Origin of the sequence: Thauera chlorobenzoica, from assembly GCF_001922305.1 — a bacterium.
GTDB classification, from domain to species: Bacteria; Pseudomonadota; Gammaproteobacteria; order Burkholderiales; family Rhodocyclaceae; genus Thauera; species Thauera chlorobenzoica.
On sequence record NZ_CP018839.1, the window covers coordinates 3,663,118 to 3,679,197 of the forward strand.

General features: G+C 61.5%; 16 protein-coding genes. 1 reads left to right on the forward strand and 15 read right to left on the reverse strand.

Annotation, left to right across the window (positions count from 1 at the left end):
* Nucleotides 1–58: 58 nt before the first annotated feature.
* From Tchl_RS17140 to Tchl_RS17190, 11 genes are all read right to left on the reverse strand, one after another.
* Complete coding sequence (locus Tchl_RS17140; RefSeq protein WP_075149439.1) at nucleotides 59–226, reverse strand: rubredoxin; 168 nt, start codon at nucleotides 224–226, stop codon at nucleotides 59–61.
* Between the two features lie 150 nt (nucleotides 227–376).
* A complete protein-coding gene (locus Tchl_RS17145) occupies nucleotides 377–1,150 on the reverse strand; it encodes an alpha/beta fold hydrolase (RefSeq protein ID WP_075149440.1) in 774 nt (257 codons plus the stop codon).
* A gap of 85 nt (nucleotides 1,151–1,235) precedes the next feature.
* Nucleotides 1,236–1,949 (reverse strand): ABC transporter ATP-binding protein, encoded by a 714-nt coding sequence (locus Tchl_RS17150; RefSeq protein ID WP_075149441.1) that lies wholly within the window; start codon nucleotides 1,947–1,949, stop codon nucleotides 1,236–1,238.
* A complete protein-coding gene (locus Tchl_RS17155; RefSeq protein ID WP_075147518.1) occupies nucleotides 1,942–2,697 on the reverse strand; it encodes an ABC transporter ATP-binding protein in 756 nt (251 codons plus the stop codon). Before Tchl_RS17155 ends, Tchl_RS17150 begins: the two co-directional genes overlap by 8 nt.
* Nucleotides 2,690–3,661, reverse strand: a complete 972-nt coding sequence (locus Tchl_RS17160; RefSeq protein WP_075149442.1) for a branched-chain amino acid ABC transporter permease — start codon at nucleotides 3,659–3,661, stop codon at nucleotides 2,690–2,692. The genes Tchl_RS17155 and Tchl_RS17160 overlap by 8 nt, the downstream gene beginning before the upstream one ends.
* A 3-nt stretch (nucleotides 3,662–3,664) precedes the next feature.
* Entirely contained in the window at nucleotides 3,665–4,531 is an 867-nt protein-coding gene (locus Tchl_RS17165; protein WP_075147516.1) for a branched-chain amino acid ABC transporter permease, read from the reverse strand.
* A 118-nt stretch (nucleotides 4,532–4,649) separates the two neighbouring features.
* Entirely contained in the window at nucleotides 4,650–5,777 is a 1,128-nt protein-coding gene (locus Tchl_RS17170; RefSeq protein WP_232311732.1) for an ABC transporter substrate-binding protein, read from the reverse strand.
* Between the two features lie 249 nt (nucleotides 5,778–6,026).
* Nucleotides 6,027–6,812: a crotonase/enoyl-CoA hydratase family protein gene (locus Tchl_RS17175; RefSeq protein WP_075149443.1), complete on the reverse strand. Its 786-nt coding sequence runs from the start codon at nucleotides 6,810–6,812 to the stop codon at nucleotides 6,027–6,029.
* Between the two features lie 35 nt (nucleotides 6,813–6,847).
* Nucleotides 6,848–7,858, reverse strand: coding sequence for an acyl-CoA dehydrogenase (locus tag Tchl_RS17180; RefSeq protein WP_075149444.1), 1,011 nt, complete (start codon nucleotides 7,856–7,858; stop codon nucleotides 6,848–6,850).
* A gap of 12 nt (nucleotides 7,859–7,870) precedes the next feature.
* Nucleotides 7,871–9,022 (reverse strand): acyl-CoA dehydrogenase family protein, encoded by a 1,152-nt coding sequence (locus tag Tchl_RS17185; protein ID WP_075149445.1) that lies wholly within the window; start codon nucleotides 9,020–9,022, stop codon nucleotides 7,871–7,873.
* Nucleotides 9,019–9,471, reverse strand: a complete 453-nt coding sequence (locus Tchl_RS17190) for an acetyl-CoA hydrolase/transferase C-terminal domain-containing protein (RefSeq protein WP_075149446.1) — start codon at nucleotides 9,469–9,471, stop codon at nucleotides 9,019–9,021. Before Tchl_RS17190 ends, Tchl_RS17185 begins: the two co-directional genes overlap by 4 nt.
* A gap of 167 nt (nucleotides 9,472–9,638) precedes the next feature.
* Here Tchl_RS17190 and Tchl_RS17195 point away from each other — a divergent pair, with 167 nt between their 5' ends.
* Nucleotides 9,639–11,339 (forward strand): IS1634 family transposase, encoded by a 1,701-nt coding sequence (locus Tchl_RS17195; protein WP_075147077.1) that lies wholly within the window; start codon nucleotides 9,639–9,641, stop codon nucleotides 11,337–11,339.
* Between the two features lie 21 nt (nucleotides 11,340–11,360).
* Here Tchl_RS17195 and Tchl_RS17200 read toward each other — a convergent pair whose 3' ends face one another.
* The 4 genes from Tchl_RS17200 to Tchl_RS17215 all read right to left on the reverse strand — a co-directional run bounded on the left by Tchl_RS17200 (nucleotide 11,361) and on the right by Tchl_RS17215 (nucleotide 15,883).
* Complete coding sequence (locus tag Tchl_RS17200; protein ID WP_083945269.1) at nucleotides 11,361–12,254, reverse strand: hypothetical protein; 894 nt, start codon at nucleotides 12,252–12,254, stop codon at nucleotides 11,361–11,363.
* 33 nt (nucleotides 12,255–12,287) lie between these two features.
* Complete coding sequence (locus Tchl_RS17205) at nucleotides 12,288–12,692, reverse strand: 3-hydroxyacyl-CoA dehydrogenase family protein (protein WP_083945270.1); 405 nt, start codon at nucleotides 12,690–12,692, stop codon at nucleotides 12,288–12,290.
* Nucleotides 12,693–12,736: 44 nt separating this feature from the next.
* Entirely contained in the window at nucleotides 12,737–13,873 is a 1,137-nt protein-coding gene (locus Tchl_RS17210) for an acyl-CoA dehydrogenase family protein (RefSeq protein WP_075149449.1), read from the reverse strand.
* A gap of 429 nt (nucleotides 13,874–14,302) precedes the next feature.
* Complete coding sequence (locus Tchl_RS17215) at nucleotides 14,303–15,883, reverse strand: benzoate-CoA ligase family protein (RefSeq protein WP_075149450.1); 1,581 nt, start codon at nucleotides 15,881–15,883, stop codon at nucleotides 14,303–14,305.
* Between the last annotated feature and the right edge of the window lie 197 nt (nucleotides 15,884–16,080).

Consider the following 16,080-nt stretch of genomic DNA (forward strand, 5'->3'; position numbering starts at 1 on the left):
GAAAGGGGACTCGGGAAAAGCCTCCGGGGCGCGGGTGACGCCCCCCGTGAAGCCCGGTTCAGTCGGTGTTCAGTTCCATCCAGTTCGACTTCGGCGTGCCGCAGTCGGGGCAGACGAAATCGGCCGGCACATCCGCCCACCGCGTGCCGGCAGGGATGCCGTGCTCGGGCAGGCCTTCAGCCTCATCGTAGGGGAAATAGCATGCACTGCATTGGTATTGGGCCATGGTGACTCTCCGTGAGGGGCAAATGCCCGCATGTGACGAGGGGAACAGCGGCGGAATCATCGCCGTCTCCGCGCCGGCGCAAGCCGGACGCGGAGCGCGGTCGTGCTTCCGTTCATGAGTGGGGTACAGGATGTCCTCGCCATCCGGTATTCAGTCTTCGAGCACGCGCTCGACAAAAGCGGCGACGGTGTCGAGCACCGCCTGCGGCTGGTCCTTGTGCGGCGAATGCCGGCAATCGGCGAGGCGGCACAGTTCGACGTCGCGCGCCTGCGCGGCGATGCGCTCGATCTGCGTCATCGTGCCGTACTCGTCATCCTCGCCCTGGATCGCCAGCACCGGCACGGTGATGCGCGGCAGATATTGCTCGATGTTCCAGGCGCGGAAATCCGGGTGCAGCCAGATGTCGTTCCAGCCGCGAAAGGCCGCCTCGACGTCATGGTGGTAGCGCCCCAGACGGGACGGCAGGTCGGTCGTGGTCCACGCCTGCCCGGCGGCGGCGATGCTCGAAACCGAAATGTCCTCGACGATCACGTGCGGCGCCATCAGGATCAGCCCGGCGAGCGCAACGTCGGTCCCCCCCGCGCAGATCAGCGCGATCGAGCCGCCGTCCGAGTGGCCGAACAGCAGCGGGCGCTCGACGCCCAGTTCGGCGAGCAGCGCCGGCAGCACCGTCAGCCCTTCGTCGTGCATGTAGCGCACCGTGCGCGGCAGCGTCGCCGGACCGGAGCGGCCGTAGCCGGCGCGCGAATAGACGATGGCCTCGCATCCGGTCGCATCGGCGACGCGCTGCGGAAAATCGCGCCACATCGCCACCGAGCCCAGCCCTTCGTGGAGAAAAACGATCGCGGGGGCGCCCTCGCGCGGATGTGCCGAGGGCAACCGGACGTATTCGAGGCGGGTGCCGCCGATACCGACTGTCTTCATCGTGAACAAACTCCGTCTGGGGTGCCGCCCTTGGCGGGCGGCCGATGCGGGAGCCGGCCCGATGGGCGGCCCCCTGCGTGTTTTTTTAGACGCCGAGATGCTTCTGGATCAGTTCCGGGTCGTTGCGCACGGCGGCGCTGGGGCCGTCGAAGACAACCTGGCCCTTGACCAGGATCATCGAGCGGTCGGTGAGCGCGGTCACCGCGGCGTGGTTCTTGTCCACGATTACGGTGGCGATGCCGGTGTCGCGGATGGTGCGGACCACGTTCCAGATTTCCTTCACCATCAGCGGCGCCAGGCCCTCGGTGGCTTCGTCCAGGATCAGCAGGTCGGGGTTGGTCATCAGCGCACGGCCGATGGTGAGCATCTGCTGCTCGCCCCCGGAGAGCTGGCCGCCGCCGTTGGACAGGCGCTCGCCCAGGCGCGGGAAGGTCTCCATCACGCGCTCGAAGGTCCACGCGCGCTGGCCGTCGACGCCGGCGCGCGCGGCCATGATCAGGTTCTCGCGCACGCTCAGGTTGGGGAAGATCCCCCGCCCCTCGGGCACGTAGGCAATGCCGCGCAGCGCGATCCGGTGCGTGCTCGCCCCGGTCATGTCGTCGCCATTGACCTTGACCGTGCCGTGACGCGGACGCACCAGCCCCAGCATCGAGCGGATCAGCGTGGTCTTGCCCATGCCGTTGCGCCCCATCAGGCCGAGCGCCTCGCCCTTGGCGATGTGGAAATCGACCCCGTGCAGGATGTGGCTCGAACCGTAGTAGGTGTGCAGGTCGTGCGCTTCGAGCAGCGTCTCAGACATGTTCGTCCTCTCCCAGGTAAGCGGCCTGCACCTCGGCGCTGTTGCGGATCTGCGCCGGCGGGCCCGATTCGAGCACCGCACCGTTGACCATCACCGTGATCGTGTCGGCGACCGCGAACACCGCGTCCATGTCGTGCTCGACGAGCAGGATCGCGCGCCCGTCCTTGAGCCCCCGGAGCAGCTCGACCATCTTCGCCGACTCCTCCGAGCCCATTCCTGCCAGCGGCTCATCGAGCAGCAGCACCTTGGCGTCGGTCGCCAGCACCATCGCGATCTCGAGCTGGCGCTGCTCGCCGTGCGACAGCGTGCCCGCCACCCGCGCCTCGCGCCCGCCCAGCCCGGCTTCGGCGACCGCCGCGCGCGCGCGCTCGACGGTGTCGCCCAGGCGCTGGGCGTCGGTGAAGATCTTCCACGGCCGCGGCCGGCGCGACTGCGCCGCCAGGCGGCAGTTCTCGAGCACGGTGAACTGCGGGAAGATGTTGGTGCGCTGGTAGCTGCGCCCGATCCCCAGGTGCGAGCGCGCCGCCGCCGACAGCCGGGTGATGTCCTTGCCGCCGAGCAGGATGCGCCCGGACGAGGGCGGCAGATCGCCCGAGAGCATGTTGATGCAGGTCGACTTGCCCGCGCCGTTGGGGCCGAGCAAGGCGTGCAGCGTGCCGCGCTCGAGCGTGATGCACACTTCTTCGTTCGCCGTCAGCCCGCCGAAGTGGCGGGTCAGACGGTCGGCCACGAGCATTGCCTCAGCCATTCTTGTCCTCTCCCCAGTTGATCATGCGGATCACCCGCTTGGGCAGCCCGGCCAACCCGTCCGGCATGAACAGCACCGCCAGCACGATCACGCTGCCCATCAGCAGCTGCCAGTGCTTGCTCAGGTCGGTAAACAGCTCCTGCAGGCCGATGAAGGCGAACGCCCCGGCCGCCGCCCCCGCCAGGCTGCCCATGCCGCCCAGGATCACCATCATCAGCACGTTGCCCGACTGGTGCCAGGACAGGTACTCGGGAGTGACGAAGCCGAACAGCACCGCGTACAGGAAGCCCGCCACCCCGGCCAGCGCGCCGGCCAGCGTGAACGCGGCCAGTTTGTAGCGGAAGGTGGCGTAGCCCAGCGACTGCATGCGGTGCTCGTTGCTGTGGATGCCCGCCAGCACGCGCCCGAACGGCGAGCGCAACACCAGCTTCAGGAGCACGAACACCGCCACCATCGCCGCCAGGATGAAGTAGTACATCTGCAGCGGCTCGTTCAGGTCGAACGGCACCCAGCTGCCGATCGCCGCATCGGGCTTGAAGTTCAGGTAGATCCCGTCCGAGCCTCCGCCCAGCGGGGTGTCGTGGAAGATGTAGTAGGCCATCTGGGCGAAGGCCAGCGTCACCATGATGAAGTAGATGCCCTTGGTGCGCAGCACGAACAGCCCGATCACGAGCGCGGCCAGCGCCGCGGCCAGCACCGAGGCCGGGAAGGCGAACCAGAAGCTGGCCGGGTCGTACTTGGGCGTCACCAGCGCCACAACGTAGGCGGCGATGCCGAAATATGCCGCGTGCCCGAGGCTCACCAGCCCGGTGAAGCCGACCAGCAACGCCAGGCTCATGGCGAAGATCGCCATCACCAGGGTCTTGGCCAGCATCTCGACGTAGAAGCTCGAGCCGTACAGCGGATAGGCGATCAGCACGAGCAGCGCGAGCAGTTGTAGAAACAGCGGGAGTCTGGAATTCATCGCCTAGCCTTTCTTGAAGATGCCTTCGGGGCGCCACAGCAGCACCACCGCCATCACCAGGTACACCCCCAGTCCGGCGAACTCGGGCACCAGCACCTTGCCGAAGGTGTCGGTAAAGCCCACCAGCAGCGCCGCCACCAGCGCCCCCCACACCGAACCGATGCCGCCGATCACCACCACCACGAAGGAGATGATCAGCACGTTGCCGCCCATCCCCGGATACACCGAGGACACCGGCGCGGCGAGCATGCCGGCGAGCGCGGCCAGCGCCACGCCGAGGGCGAACACGTTGCGGTACAGCAGGTCGATGTTGACGCCGAGCGCCTGCACCATTTCGCGGTTGTGCGAGCCGGCGCGGATCATCATCCCCAGCCGGGTGCGCTGCATCAGCCACCACAGTCCGGCGGCCAGGGCCACGCACACCACCGAGATCACGATCCGGTAGACCGGGTAGGACAGGGTGTCCGAAAGCTGGATCGAGGCCGAGAACAGCGCCGGGATGTCCACCCCGTGCACGTCGTCGCCCATGGTCAGGCTGCGCAGTTCCTCGAAGATCAGGATCAGCCCGTAGGTCAGCAGCACCTGCTGCAGGTGGTCGCGTTTGTACAGATGTACGAACAGCAGCTTCTCGAGCAGCGCCCCGAAGGCGAACGCCAGCGGTATGCCGAGCACGATCGCCAGCATCAGGTTGCCGGTGGCGCTGGTGAGGGCGAACGCCATGTAGGCGCCGATCATGTAGAAGCTGCCGTGCGCCAGGTTGATGATGCCCATGATCCCGAACACCAGCGTCAGCCCGCTGGCCACCAGAAACAGCAGCAGTCCGTACTGCAGCGAATTCAGGATCTGGATCAGGAAGGAAACGAAATCCATGCTTGGGCCTCCCCCTCCCGGACTCGCCCAGGGCGGCGGGATACGGTGGATGAAAGTGCGTGGAACGGAAAACCCTGCGCCGGCCCGGCCGGCGCAGGCGGTGCGATCGGCGCAGCGATCAGTTCATGCGGCAGCCGCGGGCCGGATCGGCGAGCTTGGGCGCGGCGACGCCGACGACCTTGTTCTCCTTGCCCTCGACCTTGCGCAGGTAGATGTCCTGCACCGGGTTGTTGGCCTTCGACAGGGAGAACGCACCGCGCGGGCTGTCGACCGTCGCCGCGCTCATCGCCTTCATCACCGCATCCTTGTCGAACTTGCCCGCCGGCGCCTTGGCCAGGCCGGCGCCGAGGAGCTGGGCGGCGTCATAGCCCTGCACCGCATAGACGTCGGGCTGTGCCTTGTAGGCGCTGGCGTAGCCGGTGCGGAACGCCTTGTCCTTCTCGGTATCGAGGCCGTCGGCGTAGTGCAGGGTGGTCATCACGCCCTCGCCCGCACCGCCCATCGCCTCCAGCGTGCCGTCGGTGAGGAAGCCCGAGCCGTACAGCGGGATGCTGTTCATGAGCCCCGCCGCATCGTAGTCCTTGACGAACTTGGCCGCGCCGCCGCCGGCAAAGAACACGAACACCGCATCGGGCTTGAGGCCGGCGATCTCGGTCAGGAAGGGCTGGAACTCGACGTTCGGGAAGGGCAGGTAGAGCTCCTTGGCGATCTTGCCGCCGGCCTGTTCGAAGGCCTCCTTGAAGCCGGCCACCGACTGCTCACCGAACGAGTACTTCCAGGTCACCGTGACCACGTTCTTGTGCCCGCGCTCGGCCACCACCTTGCCCATTGCGTAGGCCGGCTGCCAGGCCGAGAACGACACGCGGAACACGTTGGGCGCGCACAGCGGCCCGGTCAGCTCGTCGGCCCCGGCGTTGGGGATGATCATCAGGGTCTTGGTGTCGCGCGCGACCTTGGCCATTGCCAGCGCCACGCCCGAGTGCACCGTGCCGACGAGCACATCGACTTCGTCGCGCTTGACCAGCTTGTTGGCGTTCTCGGTGGCCTTGGCGGCGTCGGACTCGTCATCGACGACGAAGTATTCGACCTCGCGCCCGCCCAGCTTGCCGCCCTGCTCCGCCACGTACTGCTTGAACCCGTTGGTGATCGCATTGCCTACTGAAGCGTAGGTCCCGGTATAGGGCAGCATCAGGCCGACCTTGACCCTGTCCGCCGCATAGGCTCCGCTCAGCGGCAGCAAGGCCATCAGACCAACTCCGACCACACCAGTCACACACTGCATCGATTTCCGCGTGTTCATGTAAGTCTCCTTTCGAATTTATAATTAAGCCAGCAAGCAAGGTTATTCACCCACTTCTTGAACAACTCTGTTTCAACGATCAGCTTCGATTTTGTCAGATTCTTATGACATTTGTATTTACTAAATTCCCTGTTATTAACCCGGCAATGACACGGATTCAGGTTTTAAAGATGGCTACGCGAAGCGCAGTGAGCATTAGGCTCTATGCCGTTTTTCCAGGAATGCCGCGACAGCCTCCTCATGCTCTGAAGTCTTGTGAGCTAGCGCCTGGTAGGTTGCAGAAAGCTCCAACAGGGACTCCAAACGCATGTGCTGCCCCTCTCGCAGAAGCCGTTTTGTCATACGCAATGCAGGGCCAGGGTTGGAAACAATACGCTGCACCAACTTGTTAGCCACCTCCAGCAACTCCTCGCCAGGCACTACACGGGACACCAGGCCGCAGTCGAGAGCCTCTTGCGCAGAAATTGGATCGCCCGTGAAGGACATTTCCGCCGCCCACGATTGACCTACCACACGCGGCAGTAACCAAGCCCCCCCATCGCCCGGAACAATCCCAACCTTTACAAAGGACTCCGCGAAATATGCTGATGAAGCGGCGATTCGGATATCGCACATGCATGCCAAGTCGCATCCTGCACCGATTGCCCCCCCATTTACTGCCGCGATCACAGGCACCTCAAGATTGTAGAGTGCCAGCGTGAGCCGCTGAATTCCACGTCGATATTCATCGCTGATCGTGATCGGATCTACTTTCTCCTCCGAATAACGCCGCATATCCTTCAAATTTCCGCCCGCGCAAAACACCGTTCCCGCAGCAGTGAGGATGACGGCACGAACGGTCGGATCACAGGCGATACGGGAACATGCATCGACGAAGTCTTCGACAGCCGAATTGCCTGTCAGCACATTCCGGAGTTCGGGCTGATTCATGGTCAGCGTGACCACAGGCCCGTTCTTTTCGAACAGCAGGAAACTACCCATTATTCGTCTCTCAATATCAAGTTGGATGGAACAGCTCAACCGGCAAGACTCTGACGTACGAAATCCAGAGTTCGTGACTCACCGGCGGCAAGCAGTTCGCGCCCGATGATCTTTGACCAATAGACTTCGGTTCCATACGCGAGGCGCCACTCGTGCATCCGGCGTGTGAAAAGTTGCAAATCATATTCCTCGGTAAACCCCATTGCGCCGTGAACGGAATGCGCAATTGACGACACCGTACCGACCGCCTCGCTGGTGCGTTGCTTTGCCACAGCGGCAGCCATCAATTTGGGACGTGTCCCCGCGGTACTAAAACCGACCTGGGCCGCCATTCTGGCCGCGAAAACCTGCTCTGCCATGACACTGACCTGCTGCTGGATGATTTGCAGTTTTGCAATCGGCCTCCCGAATTGCACTCGATCATTGGCATAGCCCATGGTCATATTCAACGTCCGCTCCATGGCTCCGGCGAGCATTGCCGAAATCAGACACGCTCCATAGGCGCGCCAGTGAGATCCGGGAAGTTCGTTGCCAGAAATCGACGGGTTGGTCCATCGCATTCGGGCATTGACGCTCCCGTACCCCCCGGCAATGTGCCTTTGGGCACCGGTCGCAGGCAATAGCTGCGCCCGATCGCCGAAATCCACCAAGACCCAGTCAGCCACTTCACCAAACGGTACGTAATTCGATACGACTGTTCCGTCCGGAGTCACCGAGACGTCTCCAGCAATCGTTATCGACCCTTCTGGAAGTTCGGCATTGGTCTCCGACATGATTCCTCGAACCAATATGGTCTGCATCAACGGTAGCGGCAAGGCATGGCGACCAGCAACAAACGCGATCGGATAGGCATCGGACAGACTCAATCCTGACCCCCCTCTCGCTTCAGCCACCAGGGCGTCGGTAAAGCCGGACTCCTGTAATGCCCGCCAAAGTACGGCACGTTCCTTCGGGCCTCCCTCCCCCCTCTCGATACGGCGCACATGATTCGGCGAACAGCAATCACCGAGCAGTTGCTCCATCGCGTCGAATATGATCTCTCGCATGACCGCTGTCCTCTACCGAAGTCCGAGCCCACGGGCGATCATCCCGCGCAGGATTTCCCGCGTGCCGCCTCGCAGAGAAAATGAAGGAGAAATTTGTGTCACGTATGCCAGGGTTTTCAACAGGACGGATGGCACCGGACGATCCGGATCGTCCCCCAGACTGTCAGCAATCAGGAGCGGCATCTGCTGCTCGAATTCCGTCCCCAAGTCCTTGACTAGCGCGGCCTCAACCACTGGACTCTCACCCCGCGCCAGCTTTTCCGTGACCGAAATGGCCATCGCACGCAGCACGCATAGCTGGCTGGCCATGCGCCCGAGCAACGCGACGTGCCCATCATCAACAGGCATATCACGACCGAGGAAAGCAAACCACTCGTCAAGGAGAACCAGCGTGGAATAAATGCGCTCCGGCCCACTGCGTTCGAACGCAAGTTCCGCCGTCACTTGTTCCCAACCGGACCCCTCTGCACCGATCAGCGCATCGTCACCGAGCATCACGTCGTCGAAGAAGACTTCACAGAAATGAGCGTCCCCCGTAATGTCATGGATCGGCCGCACAGTCACGCCCTGTAAGGAGAGATCGACGATCATCTGGGACAAGCCCTTGTGCCGATCCGCAGGCTCCCCTGATGTACGCACAAGTGCAATCATGTAATGGGAACGGTAGGCATTCGTTGTCCAGATCTTGCGTCCGTTCAGCTTCCAGCCGCTATCCGTCCTGACCGCCCGAGTTGTCACGCTGGCGAGATCCGAACCCGAGTTAGGCTCACTCATGCCGATGCAAAAAAAAGCTTCCCCTCGGCAGATTCGGGGCAGATAGAATTTCTTCTGCACTTCGGACCCATATTTGTGGATCAAGGGTCCGCTCTGGCGGTCTGCAATCCAGTGAGCGGTGACGGGAGCCCCGGCAGAGAGCAGTTCCTCCACGACGACAAAGCGCGCGAACGAACTTCGCCCGCCCCCGCCGTATTCCTTCGGCAGGGTCAAGCCGAGCCACCCTTTCGCAGCGAGCCGGCGACTAAAGTCGGCGTCGTAGCCCATCCAGGACCGGGCACGGACATCGGCCGGCACCCCGTCCAGCGCTTCGTCAAGAAATGCACGCACAGAGGCTCGCAGAGCCTCGTCCTCGGCGGGGATGGATGTAAGCTCAAGCGACTCGATCATGAATGCTCCTTCGTTCTATTGAATGTCTCGCCGCGCCGAAGCGCGGCTCGGAAATCCGGATGTGCCACGGCACTGAGCTCCAGTGCCCGCTGTGCTGGCGATTTATTTCGCAGTCGAGCAACCCCATACTCGGTCACCACGTAATCGATGTCTTGCGCACCTACTGTCCTAGGCACTCCCCGGCCGAACGCAGTGACAATGTTGCTGACCGCGTCCCCTTTGGTTGCGGCGCGGAGTGCGATGACGCTCATACCGCCCTTCGCTGCTGATGCGCCCCTTGCAAAGTCCGGCAGTCCTCCGGGCGTTGAGATCACGCGATCGCCGACCTGCTCGGCATTGGCACTGCCATTTATGTCGACCTGCAGGACGCTGTTGATCGCAACGAGCCCATCGATGGCCGCGAGGACATCAAGTGCGTGTGTAAACGAGCAGGGATGAAATTCGACCAACGGGTTACCGGGGTTCGACACTTCACCCCGAATTTCGCCCCTTTTCGGAAAGTGCCTTCAGCACCGGCGCGGGTTTCAAGGCCATGATCGCAAAAGTGCTGTGGTGGCACGTTTGCAACATCCGCCTTCAGACTTGACGAGGCCTTGCGCCTGGGTAAAGTAGCGGCATGCACGTCAAGCTCACCACCTCGGGAGGCCGCCGCTACGTCCAGCTCGTCGAGTCCTATCGCGACGAGGCGGGACGGGTGAAGAAGCGCACCGTCGCCACGCTCGGCCGTGCCGAGCAGGTCGATGGTTCGCTCGACGCGGTGATCAACGGCCTGCTCAAGGTCACCGGCCGCGAACCGATGGGCGCCAAGCCACCGGCGCCGACGGTGTCGTTCGAGTCCGCGCGCTCGCTCGGTAACGTGTGGGCGCTGACCGAGCTGTGGAAGTCGCTCGGGTTCTCGGGGCTGCGTCGGGTGTTCCGGCGCACGCGCCGGAACACGGATGTAGAAGCGCTGATCCGCCTGATGGTGCTCAACCGCCTGTGCGATCCGGAATCCAAGCTCGGCGTGCTGCGCTGGGTACAGACGGTGGCGCTGCCCGACTTCGGGCCGAAGGCGGTCACGCACCAGCAGTTGCTGCGCAGTCTCGATGCCCTGATGGACCACCAGGATGAGGTCGATGCGGTGATCGCCGGGCTGCTGCACCCACTGATCGACCAGGATCTGTCGGTGGTGTTCTACGACCTCACCACGATCCGTAGCGAAGGACTCAGCCAGCAGGCTGGCGACGTGCGCCAGTACGGCATGGCCAAGGAAGGACTGATCGCCCGCCAGTTCATGCTCGGCGTGGTGCAGACCGCCGAGGGGCTGCCGATCTACCACGAGGTGTTCGACGGCAGCACGGCCGAGACCCGGACCCTGTTGCCCACGCTCACCAAGGTGCTCGAGCGCTTCCCGTCGGTGCAGCGCCTGGTGCTGGTCGCTGACCGGGGGCTGCTCAGCCTGGACAATCTGGAGGCGCTGAAAGCCGTGCGCCTGGCCAGCGGCAAGCCGCTCGAGTTCATCGTCGCCGTGCCCGGTCGGCGCTACAACGAGTTCATCGAGCTGCTCGAACCCTTCCACGAGCAGCAGTGCGCCACCGCCACGCAGGAAGTGATCGCGGAGCAGGCCTGGAACGAGCTGAGGCTGGTGGTCGCGCACGACCCGGTGGCTGCGGCCACCAAGACCGAGCAGCGCAACGAGCGTATCGACGCGCTGACCCGCCAGGCGGACCAATGGACGGGCAAGCTCACCGAGCAGGATGAAGGCGTGAAGCACCGGGGTCGCAAGCTCTCGGACAGCGGCGCCAAGGCGCGCTTCTACCACGCGGTCAGCGAAGCGCACCTGTCGCGCATCCTCAAGGTGGATCTGGCAGAGGAGCTGTTCAGCTACCACATCGACGACAAGGCGAAGCGCCTTGCCGAAATGATGGACGGCAAGCTGCTGCTGGTCACCAACGCCGAGGGCTTGTCCGCACAGAACGTGATTCAGCGCTACAAGTCGCTCGCCGACATCGAGCGCGGCTTCAAGGTGCTCAAGTCCGAGATCGAGATCGGCCCGGTGTATCACCGCCTGCCCGAGCGGATTCGCGCGCACGCGTCGATCTGCTTCATGGCGCTGATCCTGCATCGGGTCATGCGTAGCCGACTTAAGGCCACCGACGCGGGTTACACGCCCGAGCGCGCGCTCGAGCAACTACAGCGCATCCAGCATCACCGGGTGCGGCTGAACGGCGGCGAGCCGGTGGCGGGAGTGTCGACGCTCAGCACGGAGCAGAACGAGGTGCTTCATGCATTAGGAATCGAAAAGCCAACGGCGCCGGAGCAGTTGGCGCTGTTGTAGTGGCATTTTTGAAAGTGCGCTCTAGCAAAAACAAGCACTTGCGAGCGTAACTGTCGAACTCGGGGGGTTACGGTCAAGGAAGTCATAGAAGGATCGGGTACCTGCAGCCATCGTTGTAACCGTCTTACCCGGCAACACCTTTTTCGTTGCGTTAGTCACAACACCGCGCTCGATCAGCGGCCGAACGCCATCGCTGATGACACCGCTATGGATCCCCAAATCGTATAGGTGGCCCAGTTCCGTGAACACCAGGTCCGGCAAGGCTCCGATGCCAGTCTGCAACACAGCTCCAGAAGAGATGAGACCTGCTATATGTCCTGCGATTGTCAGGTCAATGTCGTCAGTGTCGGCTGGGCACACGACCTGCGGGCCGCGATTCGCATTAATGACGAAGTCGACCTCCTCGGGCAGCAAGGCCGTGTCTCCGCAGGTAAAAGGCATCTGCGGGTTCACTTCCGCAACGACGATTGGATCCTGAGCGAGGACCGCCCGCATATAGTCGACCGATACCCCGAGAGACATCCTCCCATTTTCGTCTGGCGCAGAGACCTGTAGTAGCAGGAGATCGGCCCTGATCTCACCGCTTACGAAAAGGGCCGGAATTTCCGACAGCGTGCAGCGTCGAAAAGAAGCGCGGCCTGAATTGATCGGCTCACGCAATCCCTTTCCCGGAAACAGCGCCTGGACCGAAAGATGCTCGGTTGCCTCTACGCCAGCATAGGGCGCTTCGCCCATCGGCATGAGCCCATACACGGTCGCCCCGCGGAACACCTCGGCTGCTTCACTCAGTTGCTGAGCCAAGCGCGGAGGCTCGGCACACGCGGAGTGGAGTACTATGCATGGCGCATCGGGCAAAGCCGAACGTAGGTCTCGGAGATGCGACAGTTGGAGTCTCTTGCCGCGCGGAGTAATCATTACTTCTTGCCTCCCTCTTACGTACAGAATTCTTTACCAGCCTTCTTGCCCCAGCTGCCCCGCGTACATCTCCTTGCCGATGCGGTTGGGCTTGGCCGAAGCCAGACCGGTTTCGTTGTATTCATCCGTTCGCGCCAGGTAGAAAACGTCAATTTCTGTTGTATCCTGCGCGCATATCGGACAACCTAGTCTCTTGACCACGTCGAGATCGACATCCTCGGCCGATGCGTACGCATCCTCATAGAGAGTCACGGACTCGCGGATCGGAGCACGAAAGATGCGATTCACAATGAAACCTAATATTTCCTTGCGCAGGATCACCGGTGCTTTCCCGATCGCATTGCAGAACTCCACTACGCGTTCAACGGCATCAGAAACTGTCGAATGAAAGACAACCTCCACCAATTCGATAACCGATGCCGGGCATGAGAAACGCAAATTGCTTTATCCCGGGAGACGGACCACAGTTGCATCCTCGCTCTTTATCCCGTTAGTGCACGTGCGATGACCAATCGCTGCATGTCTCCAGTGCCCTCGTATATCTGACAGACCCGTACATCCCGGTAGATCCGCTCCAGTGGAAAATCAGCCAGGTAGCCGTATCCTCCCAGAGTCTGGATCGCATCCGAGCAGACCCGCTCCGCCGTTTCGCTCGCGAGCACCTTCGCCATGGATGCTTCTTTGAAGCAGGGTAATCCGGCATCACGCATGGCCGCGACGTGTAGCACCAACTGCTCGGCCGCTTCAAGCCGCGTGGCCATATCGGCGAGGCGGAATGCGACTGCCTGATGCTCGATGAGGAGTTTGCCGAACTGCCGACGTTCCTTGGCGTAACCCAATGCGTGCTCAAAGGCGGCGCGTCCCATACCCACCGACTGGGCCGCGATGCCAAGGCGCCCGCCGTCAAGGTGGGAGAGCGCAACTCGCAGCCCCTCGCCTTCTCTGCCCAAGAGGCTATCGGCGGGGACCCACATGTCATCGAATGAAAGGGCGCAGGTATCGGACGAGCGCTGGCCCATCTTTTCCTCAACGCGGGTCACGGTCCACCCCGGGGTATTGGTGGGCACAACGAAGGCTGAAATTCCCTTCTTGCCGGCGTTTGGATCGGTAACGGCGAAGACAATGCCCACGCTCCCATTCCGCCCCGACGTGATGAATTGCTTAGTACCCGAGATGACATACCCCGAACGGCCATCCTTGCGCGCTATCGTCTTTATGGAGGCCGGGTCGGATCCTGCTTCCGGCTCCGTCAGGCAGAAACAGCCAATCATCTCCCCACGCGCCATAGGACGAAGGAAGCGGTTCTTCTGCTCCTCCGTACCATAGGTGAGCACCGGCAGGCAGCACACCGATGTGTGTTCGCCCATGATGGTCGAAATCGGACCGTCGCCGGCAGCAATTTCCATGATTGCCGCCACATAAGAGACATAATCGGTTTCCGCACCGCCCCACGCCCGTGGTACGACCATGCCCATGAAGCCCAATCTGCCTAGCTCGGCGAGCTCCCCGGCAGGAAAACGGCAATCACGATCGCGTATAGCCGCAGTAGGCGCCAGGCGTTCACGCGCAACTTTTCGAGCTGTTTCACGAATGAACGATTGCTCCTCGTTGAGAATCATTTCAACACCCCCACCGCTGTGGCCGTCGGTTCGCCCCGGGTAAATAGCGAAGTCATCGCTCGCCGAAATTCATATTGTCCAAGGGCAGAAAGCGAGCCGTTTTGCCGATCGGAGAACCAATCCGCCTCTGCGGGGGCACTGACAGTAAATATCTCCCCGCGCTCGACGTAATCGTTCCAGGGCGTACCGCTCCCGCCGCAAAAAACCTTAGGTCATGTCCATACCAGCCTATCCACGAGCACCGACACGGCGGCTGAAATTCGCATGGAAGCCGTCTCAAGTGACCAAGTGTCGCTGCGCGCTAAATCGAAAATGCCTCCTCGAAAAAATCGCGTGCAGACTGACGCAGGAGTTCAGTATCCGGTGGCAGGCATAGGATCGAAGCAAAACGCATCTGGCGTCTCCTACATCGTTTCGGTAATTGCGACATCAGCCAGGTACTGCGCTCCTGAGCTTGAAGCGCTGAATCTTGCCTGTGGCCGTTTTCGGCAGCATCTCCACGAAGTGGACCCAGCGGGGATACTTATAAGGAGCAAGGGTTTTCTTGCAGTAGGTGACGATTTCGTCGGCAAGTGCATCACCGGCAGCCCCAGGGTTCTTGAGAACGATCCACGCCTCAGGCTTGACCAATCCAGCATCGTCGGGGCGCCCGACAACGGCGGCTTCGATCACCTGCGGGTGCGAGATCAGTGCGGCCTCCACTTCGAAGGGCGAAACCCAAATTCCGCCGACCTTGAGCATGTCGTCGTTGCGCCCGCAGTAGTAGTAATACCCCTCATCGTCACGTAGATACGCATCGCCCGTATCGAGCCAGCCGTCAATGATGGAAGATGCCGTCTTCCCCGGGTTATTCCAGTAGCACCGTGTCACTGATGGTCCCTTGACCCAGAGGCGCCCCGGGCTACCGCCGTGAGTCTCCTCTCCGGCTTCATCGGTGATGCGCAATTGATAACCTGGAACAACACGTCCGCTCGAGTTGGGGCGAATGTCTTCAAATGTGTTGGAAATGTAGATATGAAGGGCTTCGGTGGAACCGATGCCATCAATGATCGGCACCGGTGAAACTTTCATCCAACGTCGCTGAAGTTCCTCGGGTAGGGCTTCGCCGCCAGATACGCAGCGCCGCAAGCTTCCCACATCTGCCGCGTCAAGCACTTCTGAAGCCAACAGCGCGGAATAGTAAGTGGGCACCCCAGCAAAGACGGTTATCCTGAAACGGCCAAACAACTCGGCCGTGACATTCGGCATAGGACGCCGTGCGTCGAGTACCGCCGTGGCACCTACCCACAACGGAAAGGTCATTCCGCAGCCTAGACCGTAGGCGAAAAACAGCCGGGGGATCGAGTAGTAGACATCGCTTTCCTGTCCACCGAGCACACGTACGTTATAGAGCAGGGCAGTGGCGACGATATCGCGGTGGGCGTGAACGACGCCCTTCGGCTGTCCGGTGGTTCCAGACGAATACAGCCAGAAGCATTCATCGTCGGCTGTCGTCGCTACTCCTTCCAGTTTAGCCGACTCTGCACTCGCCCTTTGGGCCAGGCTACCTGTCACATGGCGCACTGGCAGTACATGCTGCGGTGGCGAGGTCTCTTCAAGCGCAGCAAAAATGCCATCCTTGAACTCCACGGAGTACACCAACGCATTCGCCCCGGAGTCAGAAATAATGAATTTGTAATTCTCCACGGTAAGCATCGTATTGAGCGGGACGGGGATAAATCCGGCTTTTATACATCCCCAGAATACGTAATAAAATTCTGGCGCATCTTTAATAATCATCAGCACCCTATCGCCCCGCTTCAGGTCGAGCTTCATGAGTGCATTTCCATAGCGGTTGACATTGGCTACAAGTGTCTCGTAATCGACGGTCTCATCAACTGTCAGGATTGCGGCCTTGTTGCCTCTGCCTTCGTCTAGATGACGATCGATCAGCGCACTTGCAACGTTAAAGGTGGGCGGAAACTGCAATGCAGGGCCGTTTTCAGTTTCGATAATTTGTATGTTCCTCATCACTTCCTCCCTAAACGCTTTCGTGTGTGCCGAGCAGAGGCAGCCGCGGCATGAAGTTCTTCAAAACTGTCTGTGCTATGCAATGAATCATGTTACAGGTCACGACTTCCTTCCTCTGTACCATCAATATACATTGATAACTAGTCAGCCGGTATGTGCAATACATGAATCTATTTCCCTTTATGGAACACCCGATC

What these genes read in the sequence shown, in the direction of transcription:
- Tchl_RS17140 (WP_075149439.1), bottom strand. Translation starts at nt 226, where the DNA reads ATGGCCCAATACCAATGCAGTGCATGCTATTTCCCCTACGATGAGGCT.
- Tchl_RS17145 (WP_075149440.1), bottom strand. Translation starts at nt 1,150, where the DNA reads ATGAAGACAGTCGGTATCGGCGGCACCCGCCTCGAATACGTCCGGTTG.
- Tchl_RS17150 (WP_075149441.1), bottom strand. Translation starts at nt 1,949, where the DNA reads ATGTCTGAGACGCTGCTCGAAGCGCACGACCTGCACACCTACTACGGT.
- Tchl_RS17155 (WP_075147518.1), bottom strand. Translation starts at nt 2,697, where the DNA reads ATGGCTGAGGCAATGCTCGTGGCCGACCGTCTGACCCGCCACTTCGGC.
- Tchl_RS17160 (WP_075149442.1), bottom strand. Translation starts at nt 3,661, where the DNA reads ATGAATTCCAGACTCCCGCTGTTTCTACAACTGCTCGCGCTGCTCGTG.
- Tchl_RS17165 (WP_075147516.1), bottom strand. Translation starts at nt 4,531, where the DNA reads ATGGATTTCGTTTCCTTCCTGATCCAGATCCTGAATTCGCTGCAGTAC.
- Tchl_RS17170 (WP_232311732.1), bottom strand. Translation starts at nt 5,777, where the DNA reads ATGGCCTTGCTGCCGCTGAGCGGAGCCTATGCGGCGGACAGGGTCAAG.
- Tchl_RS17175 (WP_075149443.1), bottom strand. Translation starts at nt 6,812, where the DNA reads ATGGGTAGTTTCCTGCTGTTCGAAAAGAACGGGCCTGTGGTCACGCTG.
- Tchl_RS17180 (WP_075149444.1), bottom strand. Translation starts at nt 7,858, where the DNA reads ATGCGAGAGATCATATTCGACGCGATGGAGCAACTGCTCGGTGATTGC.
- Tchl_RS17185 (WP_075149445.1), bottom strand. Translation starts at nt 9,022, where the DNA reads ATGATCGAGTCGCTTGAGCTTACATCCATCCCCGCCGAGGACGAGGCT.
- Tchl_RS17195 (WP_075147077.1), top strand. Translation starts at nt 9,639, where the DNA reads ATGCACGTCAAGCTCACCACCTCGGGAGGCCGCCGCTACGTCCAGCTC.
- Tchl_RS17200 (WP_083945269.1), bottom strand. Translation starts at nt 12,254, where the DNA reads ATGATTACTCCGCGCGGCAAGAGACTCCAACTGTCGCATCTCCGAGAC.
- Tchl_RS17210 (WP_075149449.1), bottom strand. Translation starts at nt 13,873, where the DNA reads ATGATTCTCAACGAGGAGCAATCGTTCATTCGTGAAACAGCTCGAAAA.
- Tchl_RS17215 (WP_075149450.1), bottom strand. Translation starts at nt 15,883, where the DNA reads ATGAGGAACATACAAATTATCGAAACTGAAAACGGCCCTGCATTGCAG.